We start from the raw sequence: 15,460 nt of genomic DNA, 5'->3' as shown, positions 1-15,460 counted from the left end.
TGCCGTGGCTAACTCTCTCATCACCCCGAGCATCATTGCGAAGGTCGGCCTCGCCCACCTGAGCAACAACCTCGTCATGGGCCGCAAGGTCTATCGCGAGTACAAGGAAGAGTTCGTGAAGGTCGGCGACACGATCAGCGTCCGCCGCCCTGTCCGCTTCACCGTCACCGACGGCGCGACGCGCTCGAACCAGGACGTCGAGGAGGGCGCATTCTCCCTCCAGATCAACAAGCGCAAGCACGTCTCCTGGAAGTTCAACAGCCAGGACCTCACCCTGTCGGTCGAAGAGTACACCAAGCGCTACATCGAGCCGGCGGCCATCTCGCTCGCCAACCAGATGGATCTCGACCTGTGCCTGCTCTACAAGCAGGTCTGGAACTGGGTCGGTACGCCGGGCCAGACGATCAACAGCTTCTCCGACTTCGGCAAGATGCCCGAGCGCCTGACGCTCGGCGCCGTGCCGCAGGAGATGCGCCAGTCCGTCCTCTCGCCGACGGACAACTGGGGCATGCTGGGCTCCCAGACCGCCCTCTACATCCAGAAGCCGGCCGAAGATGCCTATCGCCGCGGCGACCTGGGCATGATCGGCGGAGTCGACACGGCGGAAGACCAGAACATCGCCACCCACACCGTGGGCGCGCTGGGCGGCACGCCGCTGATCAATGGCGGCTCGCAGAACACCACGTACGCGCTGTCCAAGACCACGAACACGCAGACGCTGGCGATCGACGGCGCCTCAAACTCGATCACCGGATGGGCGAAGGAAGGCGACGTGTTCACGATCGCCGGCGTCTATGCGGTGAATCCGATCTCCAAGGCCACGCTGCCGCACCTGCAGCAGTTCGTGGTCAAGGCGGACGCCAACTCGAACGGCTCCGGTGTCGTGTCGCTGACGATCGCCCCGGCGATCATCACCAGCGGCCCGTACCAGACCGTCAGCGCGGTGCCGGCCGACAACGCGGCGCTCACGTTCCTGGGCACCGCCGCCACCGGCTACGTCCAGAACCTGGGCTTCCATCGCAACGCGTTTGCCCTGGTGAGCGTGCCGCTGGAGCTGCCCGACGGTGCCGCGTTCAAGGAGCGCTTCACCAAGGACAACCTCTCGATCCGTGTCGTGAAGGACTACGACATCGACAACGACGAGGACATCATCCGTCTCGATGTCCTCTATGGCGTGAAGTCCATCTATCCGGACCTCGCCACCCGCGCCTCGGGCACGCCGTAACTGACGGGGAGGGGCCTTCGGGCTCCTCCCTTCTCTTTTCATCGGAGGACGCGATGTCCAAGAGCGATTTTCCGGCCTGGTTCTACGGGCCGAATGGCGAGAGCCGGATCTTCAACGACGAGGACGACGTGCCCGCGGGCTGGGCCGATCATCCCGACGGGGCCAAGGAGCCCAGTCCCAAGCCGCCCAAGGCCCCCAAGCCGCCCAAGGCGTGATGAACGTCCAGCACCTCGAAGTGACGGCCGGCGAGGATCGCACGCTCGATCTGGAGGCGCGCGACGCCGCGAACGACGTGGCCGACCTCTCCGGGGCGTCCATTGCGTGGCGCGTTGGACGCTCGCCTTCGAATCCGACGAGCGAATCGCCGCTGTTCAACAAGGTCGGGGCGGTCGTCAGCGCGGCCGACGGCACGTTCACTGTTCCCGTCGTCGCGATCGACACCGCGTCGCTCTCCGGCGACTACGCGCACGAGGCCTGGATGACCAAGTCCGGCGCCACGACGCTCGTCTGCAAGGGCCGCTTCCGCATCAATGGCGGGATGGAGGGCTGATGGCTTCCCTGACCGCCCGCGATGTCCTGGTGCGCGCCCTGCGCCGCATGGGCGTCCTCTCTGAATACGAAGACATGACCGCTGATCAGGGCGCGCGTGGCCTCGAAGACCTCGACGACTTGCTGGCCGGATTCAATGCGGAGGGCATCAACTACGCCCATACCGCGCTCACCTCGCTCGACAGCACGATCAACTTCCCCGACGAGCTGAAGCGCAGCGTGCGCCTGATGTTGATCCGCGACCTCGCCGACGGCTACGGCTTCACGATCACGCCGCAGATGGCTGTCCAGATTCAGGACGCCAAGAACTCGCTGCAGGCGTTTTATCACGTCTCCCCGCCGGCACTGACGGACCCGATCCTGCGCCGACGCCGCTCCTACAACGTCGATCGGGATATCTGATGGCTCGGCCGACCCGCATCCCGGCGGCGTTGGGCACCCAGCAGGGCCGCAGCCGCCCGCTCAACCCCTCGCGCCTGGTGAACCTCTACGCCGAAGTCGCCCCGCCGGGCTCGCTCGTGAAGATCGTGCATGTCGGCACGCCCGGCCAGAAGGCATGGGCGACGGTCGGCGGCGACACGATCCGCGCCGGCATCGAGGCGCAGGGCTACGCCTACATCCTGTCGGGCAACACGCTCTATCAGGTCACGCGCGACGGGACGGCGACGCCCTGCACGGGCGACATGATCCCGGCGTCGGGCCGCGCCATGCTGATCAACAACGGGACGCAGATCGGCCTGCTGGTCCGCCCGTATTCATTCGTCATCACCGGGACGACCGTCACCAAGGTCACGTCGGCCGGCTACCCCACCGAGGGCGCGTCGAGCATCGACTACATCGACGGCTTTGCCGTCTGGACCAAGGACGACGATTCCGGCCAGTTCTTCATCTCCGCGATCGACGATATCGGGACCATCGACCCGCTCGACTTCGCCACGGCCGAGAGCAATCCAGACGGGCTGGTCCGGGTGTTCGTCGACCACCGGGAAATCTGGCTGTTTGGCACCGAATCCATCGAGCCGTGGACCGACGTCGGCTCCACCCCCATGCCGTTCGAGCGCATCAACGGCGCGCTGATCGAGAAGGGGTGCGCCGCGGCCATGAGCCCGGCCAAGCTCGACAATTCGGTGTTCTGGCTGGGCAGCGATCGCGTCGTTTATCGAGCCAACGGCTATCAGCCGGCGCGGATATCCACGCACGCCATCGAGTCCATTCTGGAAACCGGCGACGTCTCCGACGCCTACGGCATGACCTATACGCAGGATGGTCACGCCTTCTACATCCTGACGCTTCCGACCTTGGGGCGGACGTTCGGCTTCGACGCCGCCGCGCCCGATCCGTCGATGGCATGGCACGAGCGCCAGAGCGGCACGAGCCTCGCGCCGGCGCCGTGGGCACCGCGCTGCATGTTCCGCGCCTTCGGCAAGACGCTGGTCGGCCTGACGGGCGGCCGGGTGGCCGAGCTCGATCTCCGGACCTACAACGACCTCGGATACCCGATCCGGTCGAGCATCAGCAGCCCGCCGATCCAGAACAACGGCAACGGCGCGATCATGCGTCGTGCCGAACTGGAGTGCGAGATGGGCGTCGGCCTGACAAGCGGGCAGGGCAGCCAGCCTGTCGCCATGCTCCGCGTCTCCGACGATGGGGGGAACACCTGGAAGCCGGAGCGGACCGCGCCCATCGGGCCGATCGGTAACGCCCGCAAGCGCGCCGCGTGGACCGGCCTCGGGGCCTTCCGTCAGCGCACGCTTGAGTTCGCGATCAGCGACCCGGTGAAGCGCACGATCTACGGCATCCGGCACTTCACCGACGGGCTGGCGAACTGATGGCCGAGCCTGCCAACGCCTTCGCCCGCTTCTGGTCGCCCGAGAACGAGGCGCAGTTCCAGAACTACATGGCGTTCAACCCCGGCGTCCGTCAGTGGCGCAACGCGTTCACCAATCGCTACGGCGAAGCACCTCGCATCGACGGCGGCGACTTCAACTACCGCGAGGCCTATCTGGCCGGCAACGGCCCGGAAGCCTACGCGCACGACACGATCCCGCACTGGAAGTCGACGGGCAAGGCGGCCGATCACCCGACGGCATGGATGGAGACGTTCATGCAGAAGTTCGGCGTCGATCCTAACGACGTGCCGGCCGACAAATGGACGCCCGACATGCAGGCGTTCCTTGCCCAGCAGTTGGGGCGTTATTGATGCTCAGCGCCCGCGCGCCCATCGTGGAGAGCGACGGCCGGCCGACCCGTCTGTTCGTGCACGCCCTCAACGGCCTCACCTCGACCGCGGCAATGCCTTCGGCCAGTTCCGCCGTCGTGGAGGGCCAGAAGCCCAGTCGCGCGCTGACGGCCTTCCTGCAGGGCGTGACGGCCCCGGCCCAGTTCTCCGCCACCGATGACATCGTAGACGTCGCCGGCTGCCCGACGCGCTCGTTCTTGGCGTGGCTGCAGAGGCTTCCATGATCCGCCCCGCGCAGCCACAGGACGCCGCCCGCCTGCTCGAAATGGGAGCCGCGTTCCATCACGAGGCCGGCTACTCCGACTCCGTCCCGTTCATCCCCGAGGACTTCTGCCACACGCTCTCGCTGCTCGCGCAAGCCGGCTTACTGCTCGTCGCTGCCGATGGCGAAGACATGGCCGTCGGCATGGCCGCTGCCGATACGTCGCCCTCGATCTGCAACTACGGGGTGCGCTTTGCTCGTGAAGTGTTCTGGTATGTCGAGCCGGATCATCGAAAAGGCATTGGCCGCACGCTGCTGTCTGAGTTAGAATTGATCGTCCGCGATCGTGGCGTCTCATACTTCGACGTCGTCGCGGAAGCTGGAGAGCGCAGCACTGCATTGGGCCGGTTGTACCGGCGTGCAGAGTTCAGTCCGGCGGAACAGGTATTCCGCAAACGGCTGGACTCATAATGCCAATCGGCTCAATCCTTGGTGGACTGATCAGTCAGGGCGGCGCGATGGCCGGTGGCGCGGCGGCAGGCGGCGCGGCCGATCAGGCATCCGGCATGATGCTGGCGGAAGCCGACAAGAGCCGCCGCCAGCTTTCCCCCTGGACCAGCGCCGGCACGTCCGCGCTCGGCAAGATCACCCAGCTTCTCGGCCTTGGCGAACTCACCCAGCGCGGCAACGACTACGGGCAGTTCTGGGTCGACCCCGCGAACGCGGAGGGCTTGCAGAAAGACGCCCTCAACGCCTTCACGACGACGCCGGGCTACAAGTTCAGGCAGACCGAAGGCATCAACGCGCTCGATCGCTCGGCCGCCTCTCGCGGCATGCGCCTGTCCGGCGCGCAGCTCAAGGCCGTGCAGGGCTTCGGCGACAATCTCGCTTCCGAAGAATACGACAACTACTTCAATCGCCTGATGGGCGTGAGCGGCGGAGGGCAGCAGGCCACGTCGAGCGCCAACTCCACGGCTGGCAGCCTCGTGTCAGGTGCGGCCAATGCCACGCTACAGGGTGGCATTGCGCGTGGATCGTCTTACGCGCAGGGCGCGAACGCGCTCGCCTCGGGCATCGGCTCGGGCATCCAGAACGCGATGCTCGGGACGTATCTATTCGGTGGATACGGGAAGCCAGCAACCCCGAGCACCCGATGAGTGGCGTCGTGTTCCCCGACTTTGGCAAGGTGCTAACGACCGCTGCGGCTCTGCGCCAAGGCGAGGCCGACACCGAGTACCGCAACGCGCTGATCCGGCGTCAGGAGAAAGCAGACGCTCGCGACGAGGCCGACGCGCCGCACGTGGCAGCGCTCCTCAAGGGCGACAAGACCGCACTGGATCGCATCTCGCCCCAGACCGCCATCAAGATCGCGCCGATCCTCGATAAGCTGGACGACAACCAGCGTGCCCGCACCAAGGACGCCGCCGACTTCACCGTTCAGAGCGGCATGGGGGTGTTGAATGCGGCCCCCGAGCAGCGCCCGCAGGCCTACGCGTTGGCGATGCAGGAGGCCCAGAAGCGCGGCTACGACACGTCGAGCTGGCCGCAGCAGTGGTCCCCCCAGACTGAAGGCTGGATCAGCTTCCAGGTGAACAAGGCACGCCCGGTGGCGAGCTACTTCACCGAGCAGGGGAAGGGTCTCGATCCGATTCCGGGGCAGGGCGGCGGTGCGCCGGCTGGCGGCGGCGTGAATCGCAACAACATCGGCAACGTGCGCTCGGTCGGGGCGTCGAGCGGCTTCCAGCAGCCGGCGTCCCTCGATGACGGCATCCGTCTTGCGGTCAGCAACGTGAAGGCCTACCCGGCCAAGTTCAACGGCGGCCAGCCGATGACGCTGACGCAGATTGGCGCGAAGTGGGCGCCGGTTGGCGACGGTGCGAACGATCCCAACCAGTGGGCGCGGAACGTCGCCAGCATCGGTGGACTCGACCCCAACCAGCCACTGGACCTCAACGATCCCGTGACCGCGGCGAAGTTCGCCCGCGGCGTTCACGGTGCTGAGCATGGTGCCGGCAATGTCCTGCCGGTCGAGCGGTACGCGCAGGCACTTTCCCCCACTGGCGCGCCTCCGGGCATCGCGCAGGGCGACACGCAGCCGCGCGCTGATGCGAACGGCACGCCGCTGCCGCCTGACGCCGACCCACGCGAGCAGGTGCGCGGCCTTCGGCTGCCGCAAGGCGCTGTCGTGCGCACCATCGGCGGCATACCTGTCGTGAAGGACGGAACGGTACTGATCACCGGCCCGGACGGAAAGCCCGACTTCGTGCCATTGCCCGTGCGCGCCGCTCCCAAGGAGCGCCAGGCGCCGGCGGGCTACGACTTCTCGCCCGATGGCGGTCTCACCTTCATTCCGGGTGGTCCGGCAGATCCCGCTCGCCAGCGTGCCGAGCGTGTGCCGCCGGGCTACCGCCTCGCGGCCGACGGGCATTCGCTCGAATTCATCCCCGGCGGCCCGGCAGACCCCGCCATCGCCAAGAAGGCGCAGCCGATGACGGAAGGGCAGGCCAACGCCGCGCTCTACGCCGACCGCATGCGCGCGGCCGAGAAGGTCATCCTCAACCACGAGACCGAAGGGCAGAGCTCGGTCGGCAAGGGCCTCGAATACGTGCCCGGCGGCAACTACCTGCAGAGCGAGGGCTACCAGCTCTACGAGCAGGCGCGTCGCGACTTCATCAACGCCGTGCTGCGCCGTGAGTCCGGCGCCGTGATCTCCGATCAGGAATTCGCGAACGCGGAGAAGCAGTATTTCCCGCGCCCCGGCGACAAGCCCGAGGTGCTGAAGCAGAAGGCGGAGAATCGCCGCATCGCCCTGGAGGGCATCTCGCGCGCCGCCGGCTCGACCTACAAGCCGGCTGAGAGTGCGCCGCCAGCGGCCGCTGCACCCGCCGGCCCGGCTCCCGCACCCTCCAAGCCATCCCCGACCGTCGGCACCATCGAGCAGGGCTATCGCTACAAAGGCGGAAACCCGGCCGATCAGAATAGCTGGGAGAAGGTCCAGTGAGCGGGCCTTGGGAAGCCTATCAGGCCGCTCCTGAGGCACCGGCCGCTGGGCCGTGGACGAACTACGCCAGCACGCCTGATGCGCTGCCGCCGGCGCCGCGTCCCCTGCGCATCGTGGGCGCTTCCGCTGTCTACAGTGGCCGGCCCATGTCCTTGCCGGCAGAGGAATTGCCGACTGCCACGCCACCCTCGCCACCCACGCAGGCCGCGCCAGCCGCGCCGACGCGCTCGTGGTCCGATGTGCCGCTGGAGGCCCTGAAGAACGCACCGGCCAGCGCCGGCAACTTCCTGCACGCCCTCGTGCAGCCGATCATCCACCCGGTCGATACCGCGAACGCGCTCTATGACGTGGGCAAGGGCGTCGTCTCCAAGATCGGCGCGAGCGCGCCCTACATCGGCCCGGATGGGCTGCCGGCGCTCATGCCCGAGGAAACCCCGGAGCAGCGCGCCGCGCGTGCCAAGACGGAAGCTCCGGCCGATGCGGTGGGCACCTTCTTCAAGGACCGCTACGGCTCCGAGGAGGGCTTCAAGAACGCACTGGCGACCGATCCCGTCGGCGTCGCGGCGGACCTCTCGACCGTCCTCACGGCCGGCGGGGGTGCCCTGGTGCGCGTGCCCGGCGTGGCCGGAACGGTGGGGCAAGTCGCCAGCCGCGCCGGTGCGCTGATCGATCCGCTGACGCAGACCGGCAACGCCCTGAAGCTTGCCGGCAAGGGTGCCGAAACGCTCGCCTCCAACGCGCTGGGCGTCACCACCGGCGCCGGCAAGGAAGCCGTGCGCTCGGCGGCGCGGGCCGGCGCAGAGGGCGGCGAAACCGCCAAGGCCTTCACCGACAACATGCGCGGCAAGGTCCCGGTCGAGGACATCGTGGAGACCGCGAAGTCAGCCCTCGAAGGCATCCGCAAGGAGCGTGCCGACGCCTACAAGGCAGGCAAGGCCGACCTGGCGAACGACAAGACCGTCCTCGACTTCAACGACATCGACGCCAAGGTGGCGAAGGCCTCCGAGGTCGGTTCGTACAAGGGCCAGACCACCGAGCCAAAGGCCGTTGCAATCACCAAGGAGATGACGGACTCTATCGACGCGTGGAAGCAGCTCGATCCCGCAGAATTCCATACGCCCGAAGGTCTGGATGCTCTTAAGCGCCGTCTTGGTAATATTCGCGATGCGACTCAGCACGGCACCCCCGAGCGAGTGGCGGCCGATCGCATCTATCGCGCAGTCCGCGACGAGGTAGCCGCACAGGCGCCCGGCTACGCCAAGATGATGGAGGACTACGCGCAGTCCTCCGACCGGCTCAAGGAAGTCACCCGCACGTTCTCGCTGGGCGAGAAGGCCACCGGCAACACAGCCGTCGGCAAGCTGCAGAGCGCGACCCGCGACGGGGCCAACACGAACTGGCGCAACCGCGGCGAGCTGCTGAGCGAACTCGCGGTCCACGAGCCGACGCTTCCCTACGCCATCGGCGGGCAGGCGATGAACACGCTGGTTCCGCGTGGGCTCGGCGCGCGCGTCGGCGCCATGACGGCGGCTCCGATCAACGCCTTCACCCTCCCCATGTTCTCCCCCCGCATCGTCGGCGAGACCGTCTATTTCGGCGGCAAGGCCGTGGGCGGCATCGAGGACGTGGCGAATGCCCTGCACATGACGCCGGAAGCCCTGCGCGCCGCCGGGCTGGGCTCGTTCCAATCCGGTCGCAACGCCCTGGTGACGCCATGAGCCTACTCCTCGCACCCCCGCGCTTCACCCCCGTAGACGGCAACGGCAACACCCTGCCGGGCGCCAAGCTCTACTTCTACGCGGCCGGCACCAGCAATCCGAAGAACAGCTATGCCGACGCCAATCTGGCGACGCCAAATGCAAACCCGGTCGTGGCCGATGCCGATGGCCTGTTCCCCTCGATCTATTTGGCGGCGGGTGACTACAAGGTCGACTTGAAGTCGTCGGCCGACGTGACGGTGTGGACGGTCGATCCGCAGCCGGGCCTTGGCGCGGTGGACTCGCTGACCGCCCGTGGCGATCTGCTGACGCGTGACGACGTGGGCTACAAGCGGCTCCCCATTGGCGCGGCCGGGTACGTCCTGACGTCCGACGGTGCAGATCCGAAATGGTCGGCGCCGCTCTCGTTGCCGCGTGGCCTGATCGAGGGCCTGACGTGGGCCAACAACGTCACCGACGCCACGAACGACATCGACATCGCCGTCGGCTCGGCCATGGACGGCACGAACACCCTCATGCTCGTGCTGGGCACGGCGCTGACCAAGAAGCTGGACGCTGCGTGGGCGGTCGGCAGCAACCAAGGCGGCCTCGATACCGGATCGATCGCGGACGGCGAGTATTTCGTCTGGCTGATCCATCGGTCGGACACCGACGTCACGGACGTGCTGTTCTCGCTCTCCGCGACGGCTCCCGTGCTGCCGGCGAACTACAACTACAAGCGCCTGATCGGCTGGTTCAAGCGCGCCTCCAGCGCGATCTTGCCGTTCAAGGTCTACGAGACGGCCGGCGGCGGGATTGAGTACCAGTGGGTGACCGGCATCCGCGACGTCAATCTGGCGTCCACGCTCACCAGTTCGCGCCGCACCGACGTGCTGTCCGTGCCGACAGCGTTCTCGGTGGTCGCGCGCATCCGCGGCGAGGGCTCCAACTCGGGCGGCGGCGTCGCGATCGTCGTCTGCAATCCCGACGAGGTGAACGCCGCGCCCAGTGTTCTCGATACGCCGCTCGCCAATCTCTACAACGCAGCCGCCAACCAGGCGATCGCAGAGATGGCGATCCGTACCAGCGCCGCCGGCGCCGTGGCCTCGCGCGCGAGCGGCACGGTCGAGCTCTACGTGATCGTCACGCTCGGTTTCACCTGGGGGAGGCGTTGATGTTCGTCGGCCGCAGGGAAGACCAGTCCATCTACGGCGCATGGCCGAACCGGCAATGGCCGGGGCAGGAGCGGCTTGCGGACGATGACGCCGAGCTCGTGGCGTTCTTCGCCTCGCTCGAGCCGCCCGAGCGCACCCCGGAGCAGAAGCTCGCCGCGGTCGGTCTCACCGCCGAAGACCTCAAGAACCTGCTGGGCATCGCATGAGCGAGGCGGCTCCCATCAACATTCAGGCGTTCGAGCCATTCGAAGGCGGAAGGGGGGCGCTGCTGACTCTCGTCTCGGCTGGCGTGGCTGCGTCGGTCCTGATCCCGGGCACGGAAGCCCCGCCGGACCCGGCGAAGATGCGCATCCTCGTGTCGGGCGATGACGCCGCGCGGGTGTCCGTCCGCATGGGTCAGAACGGCGTCGCGGCGACTCTGGCATGTCAACGCATCTGGCCGGGAACGTCCGTCCTGCTGACGCCGCCGTTCGTCGGGCCATCCGGCCTGTGGATATCGGCCATCTGCGAAACCGGAGGCGCTTCCATCCAGATCACTGCCGGGCAGGGAACTTAAGGAGCAAGCAATGTCGAACGCCGTCCATATCGCAAAGGTCCCCTACAAGGACGTCGCGGCAAGCCAGACGAACTCGGCGCTGGGCACGAACGGCGGCGCCGTCGGCGACGTGTTCGAGGGGCTGGTGGTCATCCCTGAAACCACGTCGCCGGGCGCCGTGACCATCACGGATGGAAGCTCCTCGCGAACCGTCTTTACCGGCGGCGCGGGCAGTGTTTCCAATCTGGTGCCGTTCCCGGTCCCCTTGTTCGGGATCCGGAGCGCGAACAGCGGCTGGAAGGTCACGACCGGCGCGAACGTGCACGTCATCGCGGCGGGCCGCTTCACCTAATGCTTCACCGCCGCACCTACGGGATGCCGCTGGCAACGATCCCTCCGCGTGTCGGCATGCTCAACGCCCTGACGGCGCTCGACATGCTGACGGGCATGAAACTGTGCGTCGATATCGGGGACACGAACAGCTATCCGGGCTCGGGCACGGCGGTCACGGACCTGTCGTCCACGGCGACGAACCTGACGGCCTCGGGCCTGACGTATGCCGCCGCCGGGACGGGCAATCGCGCCTCGTATCTATCGTCCGCCGGGACGGGCGTGATGAACGTTGCCGCCGGGGTCAACCCGTCGTGGGTGAATGAACTGCATAAAGGTGGCGTGAAGCTGGCCTATGCGGGCTGGCACAGCATCGTTGCCGGGGTCGGACAAGGCTTCTTCGGCACGGACGGCAACAACTCGTCGATGATCGGCTTGAGCTACATCGTCGGCACGACGAACGTGCAAATCCTGCAAGCGCGCAATGGCAGTGGGACGGTCGCCCTCAATCAGTCTGCTGGCAATATTTCTCAGGCGCTTGCCGATGGCGTCATGCAGTTCAGCGGTTTCATCTTTGACGACAGCGCCGCGTCACTGACGTTCTTCCGGGGCGATCCAGTGACCCGCTACCTCCTGTCGGTGGCGGTCAATATCTCGATCACGTCTCCAACGGCATCGAACGCTACCTTCGTGATGCAGGCGGGCGGGCGCGGCAACAACGTCCAGCGCCTCTCCTCCGGCAGCAAGTACGCCAAGGGCGCGATCTGGCAGGGCGTCATCCCGACGCTGGCGCAGATGGACAGCCTCTACGCCTACACCATCGGTGAGATGGGCGGCATCTGATGCTCCGCGCGCGCGCCCTCTTGCCCTATCAGGGGAACGTCGTCGGCCGAGTGGCGACGCTGGAAGAGCTTGCGCGCGTGCCCATGAGCTTCACGGGCGACGTGTATCTCGCTGAGCCAGGCAAACAGGGGCTGTTCTACTGGGCGCCGCCGTCGTCAGAGTTCACGTCGCTGGTGGCGCTCGACACCTACAAGGGCGTGGCAGTCCCCCACGCATCCAGCCCGACCGGAGCGAATGGCGGGCGCCGCCGAATCATCGGCAAGGATAAGCGGCTCTATTTTTCGTATTTCAGCGCACGGCTGAACGCAATGCGGCGCGCCAACGACAACTCCATCTGGGACGGAGACGACGACAGCGCGCAGGGTAAGGTATGGGTCGCGGTTGCAAGCTCTCTGGGCCTGACGCTCGACCTTGGTGAGGGCATATCGGTCATCACGCAGAAGCTGACCGGAGCAGGGGCGGGTGGGCTCCAGAAGCTCAGCAACGTCAAGCTGCGCGGCATCGACCCCGAGTCGAGCGGTTTTGTGGACAAGATCAACTCGGCCGACACCGGCGGCGGCATGTTCCGCTGGGGCGGGATGCTCGACGGGCAAACCACGTCTCCCGTGACGTGCGCGGTCACACAGGACCGCTTTCTGTTCACCATGAAGGTTCTCGGCGTCGAGAACCTGTCGCTCGATCAGTGGGTGTTCATCTCCGACCCCCAGCAGGAGATCATCGACAACCATTTCCTCCGCAAGGTCTGCAACACCGGCGAGCGGGCGCAGATTGCCGACATCAATGGCGATATTGTCACCTTCTACGGACGCTTGCAGTTCGCCTACAACGCAGGCGCTTACCTGCGACGCCTGACCGATCCCATCCGCGACCATGCGCTGGAGAACTTCTCCGTCTATGGCTCGTCCGATGTCACCTACATGGGCACCGATCGGTTCTACGGGTTCAACGGCGGCATCGGTTTCAAGGCCAAGAACGTCAAATTCTTCGAGACACGGAAATCCGACATTCAGTGCATCGACGGCATGGATGGCTACTTCGAAGACACGGAGGTCCGGAAGCTCTACGGGCATCACACGCGCCCAGATGCGCTGTCCTTCAGTTTTAACGGCTTTCACGGCGTAAAGCTCATCCGCCCCGTGCAGTACGGCGGCCGGCACGTTGTTGATGGTGGTCCCAACGGGGTGAACGGCATTCCCGCCTCCGATCTGGAGTGCGTCGCCGCTCAGTGCTTCAACGTGTTCGGGGCCTGCTTCCAGGCGCACTACGGCGTTCGTGACTGGAAGCGGCTGGGTGGCACGTTCGTTAGTACCGGCGAGGCGACCGAGAACCCCAGCGACGCGTCGGCACTACTGCGAGCCGAAGACCAGACCCTTAGCGCCGGCCAGACGGTGAACTACGACACCGGCGTCCACATGGCCTATGGCTTCCGAGGGCGGTCGATCGGCGAGACGTTTATCAACGTTCGCGACTGCTACCGCATCAATCGGATGACCGGCGCCTACATCAGCGGCGCTCTGTCCAAGGGGCCTTTCATCCGGACCTTCGGCTACTTCGACGCCCCGAGCGCGGAGAGCAAGGACGTTCATTTCGAGGACTGTCGCATCGAGGGCAATCCGTCGATGGCGGTATTCTACTGCGTCAGTGGCCTCCCGAAGACCTACCAGTTCCGCCGCATCCGCTGTCCGAACGCCACGACGCATTTCAGCGGCAGCGCCTTCCCGGTCGGCACGACGCTCCGGCTCGGTAAGGACATGTGCGTCCTCAACCGGACGATCAGCACCGACAACCTGACGGACTTCGATCCCGTCGGCCTCGCGCAGTCCGATCAGATCAACGTCAACGGCGGCGGCAGCACTCGCACCTTCCAGGGCATCGACCCCGGCCCGTATGCGGCCGACGACCGCCGCATCCTCTGGCGCAACAGCGGCGCGAACGACGAGGTTCTGGTCAACAACAGCGGCCTCTGCATCGCGACAAACAAGATCCTGACCTCGACCGGCTCCAACCTGACGATCCCGCCCGGCAAGCAGGTCCAGCTTCGGTATGACCCCGCTGCGAGCGCGTGGCGTGACGAGGTGTGGGCGTGATGACCCAATTCCACAACCGCCCGTCTTGCCCAACGGGGAAACCCGGAGAGCGTGATGAGTGAGACCCCAGAGGGCGGCAGCGCCAAATACGAGAAGGCCGCCGAGAACGCGCTCCTGAAGCTCGTGGCGCGCTATTCCATGGTCGCCATCGTGCCCTTGCTGGGCGCGCTGGGCGGCACCGGTATCTGGCTGGGCAACAAGGTCTGGGAGAGCATCCAGACCAGCAACGCCGAGACGCGCTCGGCCATCCAGCAAACCGGCAGGGAGGTGAATGACCTCCGGCTGACCATCACGGGCATCACCGGCGCGCAGGGCGTGCTGGCGAACCGCGTCGATGCTCACTCCGACCGGTTCAAAGGGGTCGACGAGCGCAATGCCGCCCAAGACGCCCGCATGGACCGTCAGGACAGCAAGATCGACCAGATTCAAATCCGCCTGTGGGCAGCGCCGCCGAACGTGAGGAGTGGGCCGTGATCGACTACCAGTCAGCCGCCGATCAGATCGGCGTCGATGTTCCTACCGTGAAGGCCATCGCAGCAGTCGAGAGCAGCGGCCGGGGCTTCTACAACGGCAAGCCGATCATCCGCCTCGAGGCGCAATGGTTCGGCAAGCTCACGGGCTACCAGCACAACGACAGTCACCCTCACATCTCGTGCCGCGCATGGACGCCGTCACTGGCTGCACGTTCCCAGGCAGAAGCTTGGCAGCAATTCGAGGAGGCGGCGGCGCTGGACGAAAGCGCGGCTATCCAGGCGACGAGCTGGGGCGCCTATCAACTCATGGGCTTCCACTGGCACTCGCTCGGCTACGAGAGTCCGCAGGCCATGCGCGATGCCATGGGCACGGACGAGGGGCAGCTAGACGCCTTCGTCCGGTTCGTGACCGCTGACCCGGTTCTAATGGACGCCCTCAAGCGCCAGGACTGGAGCGCGTTTGCCGCCCGCTACAACGGCCCGGGGCAGGTCGATCACTACGCCGGCTTGATGGCCGCCGCTTACGAAAGGAACAGCTGATGCCCTTTCTTCCCCTGCTGCTCGGCCTCGCGCCGACCGTTGCGTCCTGGATCATGGGCGACAAGACCGGCGCCGCCGTCGAGAAGGTGACGGGCCTCGCCAAGGATATTCTGGGCACGACCGATGCCGCAGGTATTGAGCGCGCGTTGGCCGCCGATCCAAACGTTGCGCTGCAGTTCAAGATCGCGGTCCTGCAGGCCGAAGCCGACGCCCGCGCGCATGAGCGCGAGATGGATCTTCAGGAGCGGGAGACCATCAAGGCCTACCTGGCGGACACGCAGAACGCGCGTGGCCAGACTGTCGAGTTGGCGAAGGCGGGATCGGCGATCGCCTGGAGTGCGCCGATCATCAGCACGCTCGTCACCGTGGCCTTCATGGGCGCCCTGTGGCTGATCGTGACGCAGGAGATCCCCGTCAACTCGCGCGAGATCGCCTACATCCTGCTCGGCACGCTGGCGGCGAAGTGGGGCGACGTGGTGGCCTATTGGGTCGGCAGCTCCAGCGGCTCGGCCTCGAAGGACGCCGCTCTGCGTCAAGTCGCGACCGGGAAGGGATAGCCTTTCT

General features: G+C 66.4%; 20 protein-coding genes. All 20 read left to right on the top strand.

Features of this window, described 5'->3' with window-relative positions; translation table 11 throughout:
* The first annotated feature begins 4 nt into the window (after window positions 1–4).
* Genes AC1RP5_RS18595 through AC1RP5_RS18500 form a run of 20 tightly spaced genes read left to right on the top strand, consistent with a single transcriptional unit; the run spans window position 5 to window position 15,453 of the window.
* A complete protein-coding gene (locus tag AC1RP5_RS18595; RefSeq protein WP_493112958.1) occupies window positions 5–1,225 on the top strand; it encodes a P22 phage major capsid protein family protein in 1,221 nt (406 codons plus the stop codon).
* Window positions 1,226–1,278: 53 nt separating this feature from the next.
* Entirely contained in the window at window positions 1,279–1,440 is a 162-nt protein-coding gene (locus AC1RP5_RS18590; RefSeq protein WP_493112956.1) for a hypothetical protein, read from the top strand.
* Window positions 1,440–1,775 carry a hypothetical protein gene (locus AC1RP5_RS18585; protein ID WP_493112954.1) on the top strand — a complete coding sequence of 112 codons (336 nt, stop codon included), beginning with the start codon at window positions 1,440–1,442 and terminating at the stop codon, window positions 1,773–1,775. Before AC1RP5_RS18590 ends, AC1RP5_RS18585 begins: the two co-directional genes overlap by 1 nt.
* Entirely contained in the window at window positions 1,775–2,176 is a 402-nt protein-coding gene (locus AC1RP5_RS18580; protein WP_493112952.1) for a hypothetical protein, read from the top strand. The genes AC1RP5_RS18585 and AC1RP5_RS18580 overlap by 1 nt, the downstream gene beginning before the upstream one ends.
* Window positions 2,176–3,603, top strand: coding sequence for a packaged DNA stabilization protein (locus AC1RP5_RS18575; protein ID WP_493112950.1), 1,428 nt, complete (start codon window positions 2,176–2,178; stop codon window positions 3,601–3,603). The genes AC1RP5_RS18580 and AC1RP5_RS18575 overlap by 1 nt, the downstream gene beginning before the upstream one ends.
* Window positions 3,603–3,974 carry a hypothetical protein gene (locus AC1RP5_RS18570; protein ID WP_493112948.1) on the top strand — a complete coding sequence of 124 codons (372 nt, stop codon included), beginning with the start codon at window positions 3,603–3,605 and terminating at the stop codon, window positions 3,972–3,974. The genes AC1RP5_RS18575 and AC1RP5_RS18570 overlap by 1 nt, the downstream gene beginning before the upstream one ends.
* Window positions 3,974–4,237, top strand: a complete 264-nt coding sequence (locus tag AC1RP5_RS18565; RefSeq protein WP_493112946.1) for a hypothetical protein — start codon at window positions 3,974–3,976, stop codon at window positions 4,235–4,237. The genes AC1RP5_RS18570 and AC1RP5_RS18565 overlap by 1 nt, the downstream gene beginning before the upstream one ends.
* Window positions 4,234–4,686: a GNAT family N-acetyltransferase gene (locus AC1RP5_RS18560; protein WP_493112944.1), complete on the top strand. Its 453-nt coding sequence runs from the start codon at window positions 4,234–4,236 to the stop codon at window positions 4,684–4,686. The genes AC1RP5_RS18565 and AC1RP5_RS18560 overlap by 4 nt, the downstream gene beginning before the upstream one ends.
* 47 nt (window positions 4,687–4,733) lie before the next feature.
* Window positions 4,734–5,372 (top strand): hypothetical protein, encoded by a 639-nt coding sequence (locus AC1RP5_RS18555; RefSeq protein ID WP_493112942.1) that lies wholly within the window; start codon window positions 4,734–4,736, stop codon window positions 5,370–5,372.
* Window positions 5,369–7,216, top strand: coding sequence for a hypothetical protein (locus AC1RP5_RS18550; RefSeq protein WP_493112940.1), 1,848 nt, complete (start codon window positions 5,369–5,371; stop codon window positions 7,214–7,216). The genes AC1RP5_RS18555 and AC1RP5_RS18550 overlap by 4 nt, the downstream gene beginning before the upstream one ends.
* Window positions 7,213–8,934 (top strand): hypothetical protein, encoded by a 1,722-nt coding sequence (locus AC1RP5_RS18545; RefSeq protein WP_493112938.1) that lies wholly within the window; start codon window positions 7,213–7,215, stop codon window positions 8,932–8,934. The genes AC1RP5_RS18550 and AC1RP5_RS18545 overlap by 4 nt, the downstream gene beginning before the upstream one ends.
* On the top strand, window positions 8,931–10,088 hold the full coding sequence (locus AC1RP5_RS18540; protein WP_493112936.1) for a hypothetical protein: 1,158 nt from the start codon (window positions 8,931–8,933) through the stop codon (window positions 10,086–10,088). The genes AC1RP5_RS18545 and AC1RP5_RS18540 overlap by 4 nt, the downstream gene beginning before the upstream one ends.
* Window positions 10,088–10,294 (top strand): hypothetical protein, encoded by a 207-nt coding sequence (locus tag AC1RP5_RS18535; RefSeq protein WP_493112934.1) that lies wholly within the window; start codon window positions 10,088–10,090, stop codon window positions 10,292–10,294. Before AC1RP5_RS18540 ends, AC1RP5_RS18535 begins: the two co-directional genes overlap by 1 nt.
* A complete protein-coding gene (locus AC1RP5_RS18530) occupies window positions 10,291–10,644 on the top strand; it encodes a hypothetical protein (RefSeq protein ID WP_493112932.1) in 354 nt (117 codons plus the stop codon). Before AC1RP5_RS18535 ends, AC1RP5_RS18530 begins: the two co-directional genes overlap by 4 nt.
* Window positions 10,645–10,654: 10 nt before the next feature.
* Entirely contained in the window at window positions 10,655–10,975 is a 321-nt protein-coding gene (locus AC1RP5_RS18525; RefSeq protein WP_493112931.1) for a hypothetical protein, read from the top strand.
* A 56-nt stretch (window positions 10,976–11,031) separates the two neighbouring features.
* The gene (locus tag AC1RP5_RS18520) at window positions 11,032–11,796 is read left to right on the top strand and encodes a hypothetical protein (RefSeq protein ID WP_493112929.1); all 765 of its coding nucleotides are present in this window, start codon (window positions 11,032–11,034) and stop codon (window positions 11,794–11,796) included.
* Window positions 11,796–13,883 carry a hypothetical protein gene (locus AC1RP5_RS18515; RefSeq protein WP_493112927.1) on the top strand — a complete coding sequence of 696 codons (2,088 nt, stop codon included), beginning with the start codon at window positions 11,796–11,798 and terminating at the stop codon, window positions 13,881–13,883. Before AC1RP5_RS18520 ends, AC1RP5_RS18515 begins: the two co-directional genes overlap by 1 nt.
* A 54-nt stretch (window positions 13,884–13,937) precedes the next feature.
* A complete protein-coding gene (locus AC1RP5_RS18510; RefSeq protein ID WP_493112925.1) occupies window positions 13,938–14,357 on the top strand; it encodes a hypothetical protein in 420 nt (139 codons plus the stop codon).
* Complete coding sequence (locus AC1RP5_RS18505) at window positions 14,354–14,896, top strand: N-acetylmuramidase family protein (protein ID WP_493112924.1); 543 nt, start codon at window positions 14,354–14,356, stop codon at window positions 14,894–14,896. The genes AC1RP5_RS18510 and AC1RP5_RS18505 overlap by 4 nt, the downstream gene beginning before the upstream one ends.
* Complete coding sequence (locus tag AC1RP5_RS18500) at window positions 14,896–15,453, top strand: hypothetical protein (protein WP_493112923.1); 558 nt, start codon at window positions 14,896–14,898, stop codon at window positions 15,451–15,453. Before AC1RP5_RS18505 ends, AC1RP5_RS18500 begins: the two co-directional genes overlap by 1 nt.
* Window positions 15,454–15,460: the final 7 nt, after the last annotated feature.

The sequence above is a fragment of the Reyranella sp. GW821-FHT12G01 genome (genome assembly GCF_058806575.1).
This window is presented reverse-complemented; position numbering and strand designations above follow the sequence as displayed.

Bases quoted from the DNA above. Each gene is read 5' to 3' on its own strand.
- AC1RP5_RS18560 (WP_493112944.1), top strand. From the start codon at position 4,234: ATGATCCGCCCCGCGCAGCCACAGGACGCCGCCCGCCTGCTCGAAATG.
- AC1RP5_RS18500 (WP_493112923.1), top strand. From the start codon at position 14,896: ATGCCCTTTCTTCCCCTGCTGCTCGGCCTCGCGCCGACCGTTGCGTCC.
- AC1RP5_RS18590 (WP_493112956.1), top strand. From the start codon at position 1,279: ATGTCCAAGAGCGATTTTCCGGCCTGGTTCTACGGGCCGAATGGCGAG.
- AC1RP5_RS18535 (WP_493112934.1), top strand. From the start codon at position 10,088: ATGTTCGTCGGCCGCAGGGAAGACCAGTCCATCTACGGCGCATGGCCG.
- AC1RP5_RS18515 (WP_493112927.1), top strand. From the start codon at position 11,796: ATGCTCCGCGCGCGCGCCCTCTTGCCCTATCAGGGGAACGTCGTCGGC.
- AC1RP5_RS18565 (WP_493112946.1), top strand. From the start codon at position 3,974: ATGCTCAGCGCCCGCGCGCCCATCGTGGAGAGCGACGGCCGGCCGACC.
- AC1RP5_RS18550 (WP_493112940.1), top strand. From the start codon at position 5,369: ATGAGTGGCGTCGTGTTCCCCGACTTTGGCAAGGTGCTAACGACCGCT.
- AC1RP5_RS18525 (WP_493112931.1), top strand. From the start codon at position 10,655: ATGTCGAACGCCGTCCATATCGCAAAGGTCCCCTACAAGGACGTCGCG.
- AC1RP5_RS18510 (WP_493112925.1), top strand. From the start codon at position 13,938: ATGAGTGAGACCCCAGAGGGCGGCAGCGCCAAATACGAGAAGGCCGCC.
- AC1RP5_RS18585 (WP_493112954.1), top strand. From the start codon at position 1,440: ATGAACGTCCAGCACCTCGAAGTGACGGCCGGCGAGGATCGCACGCTC.
- AC1RP5_RS18540 (WP_493112936.1), top strand. From the start codon at position 8,931: ATGAGCCTACTCCTCGCACCCCCGCGCTTCACCCCCGTAGACGGCAAC.
- AC1RP5_RS18575 (WP_493112950.1), top strand. From the start codon at position 2,176: ATGGCTCGGCCGACCCGCATCCCGGCGGCGTTGGGCACCCAGCAGGGC.
- AC1RP5_RS18520 (WP_493112929.1), top strand. From the start codon at position 11,032: ATGCTCAACGCCCTGACGGCGCTCGACATGCTGACGGGCATGAAACTG.
- AC1RP5_RS18530 (WP_493112932.1), top strand. From the start codon at position 10,291: ATGAGCGAGGCGGCTCCCATCAACATTCAGGCGTTCGAGCCATTCGAA.
- AC1RP5_RS18570 (WP_493112948.1), top strand. From the start codon at position 3,603: ATGGCCGAGCCTGCCAACGCCTTCGCCCGCTTCTGGTCGCCCGAGAAC.
- AC1RP5_RS18580 (WP_493112952.1), top strand. From the start codon at position 1,775: ATGGCTTCCCTGACCGCCCGCGATGTCCTGGTGCGCGCCCTGCGCCGC.
- AC1RP5_RS18555 (WP_493112942.1), top strand. From the start codon at position 4,734: ATGGCCGGTGGCGCGGCGGCAGGCGGCGCGGCCGATCAGGCATCCGGC.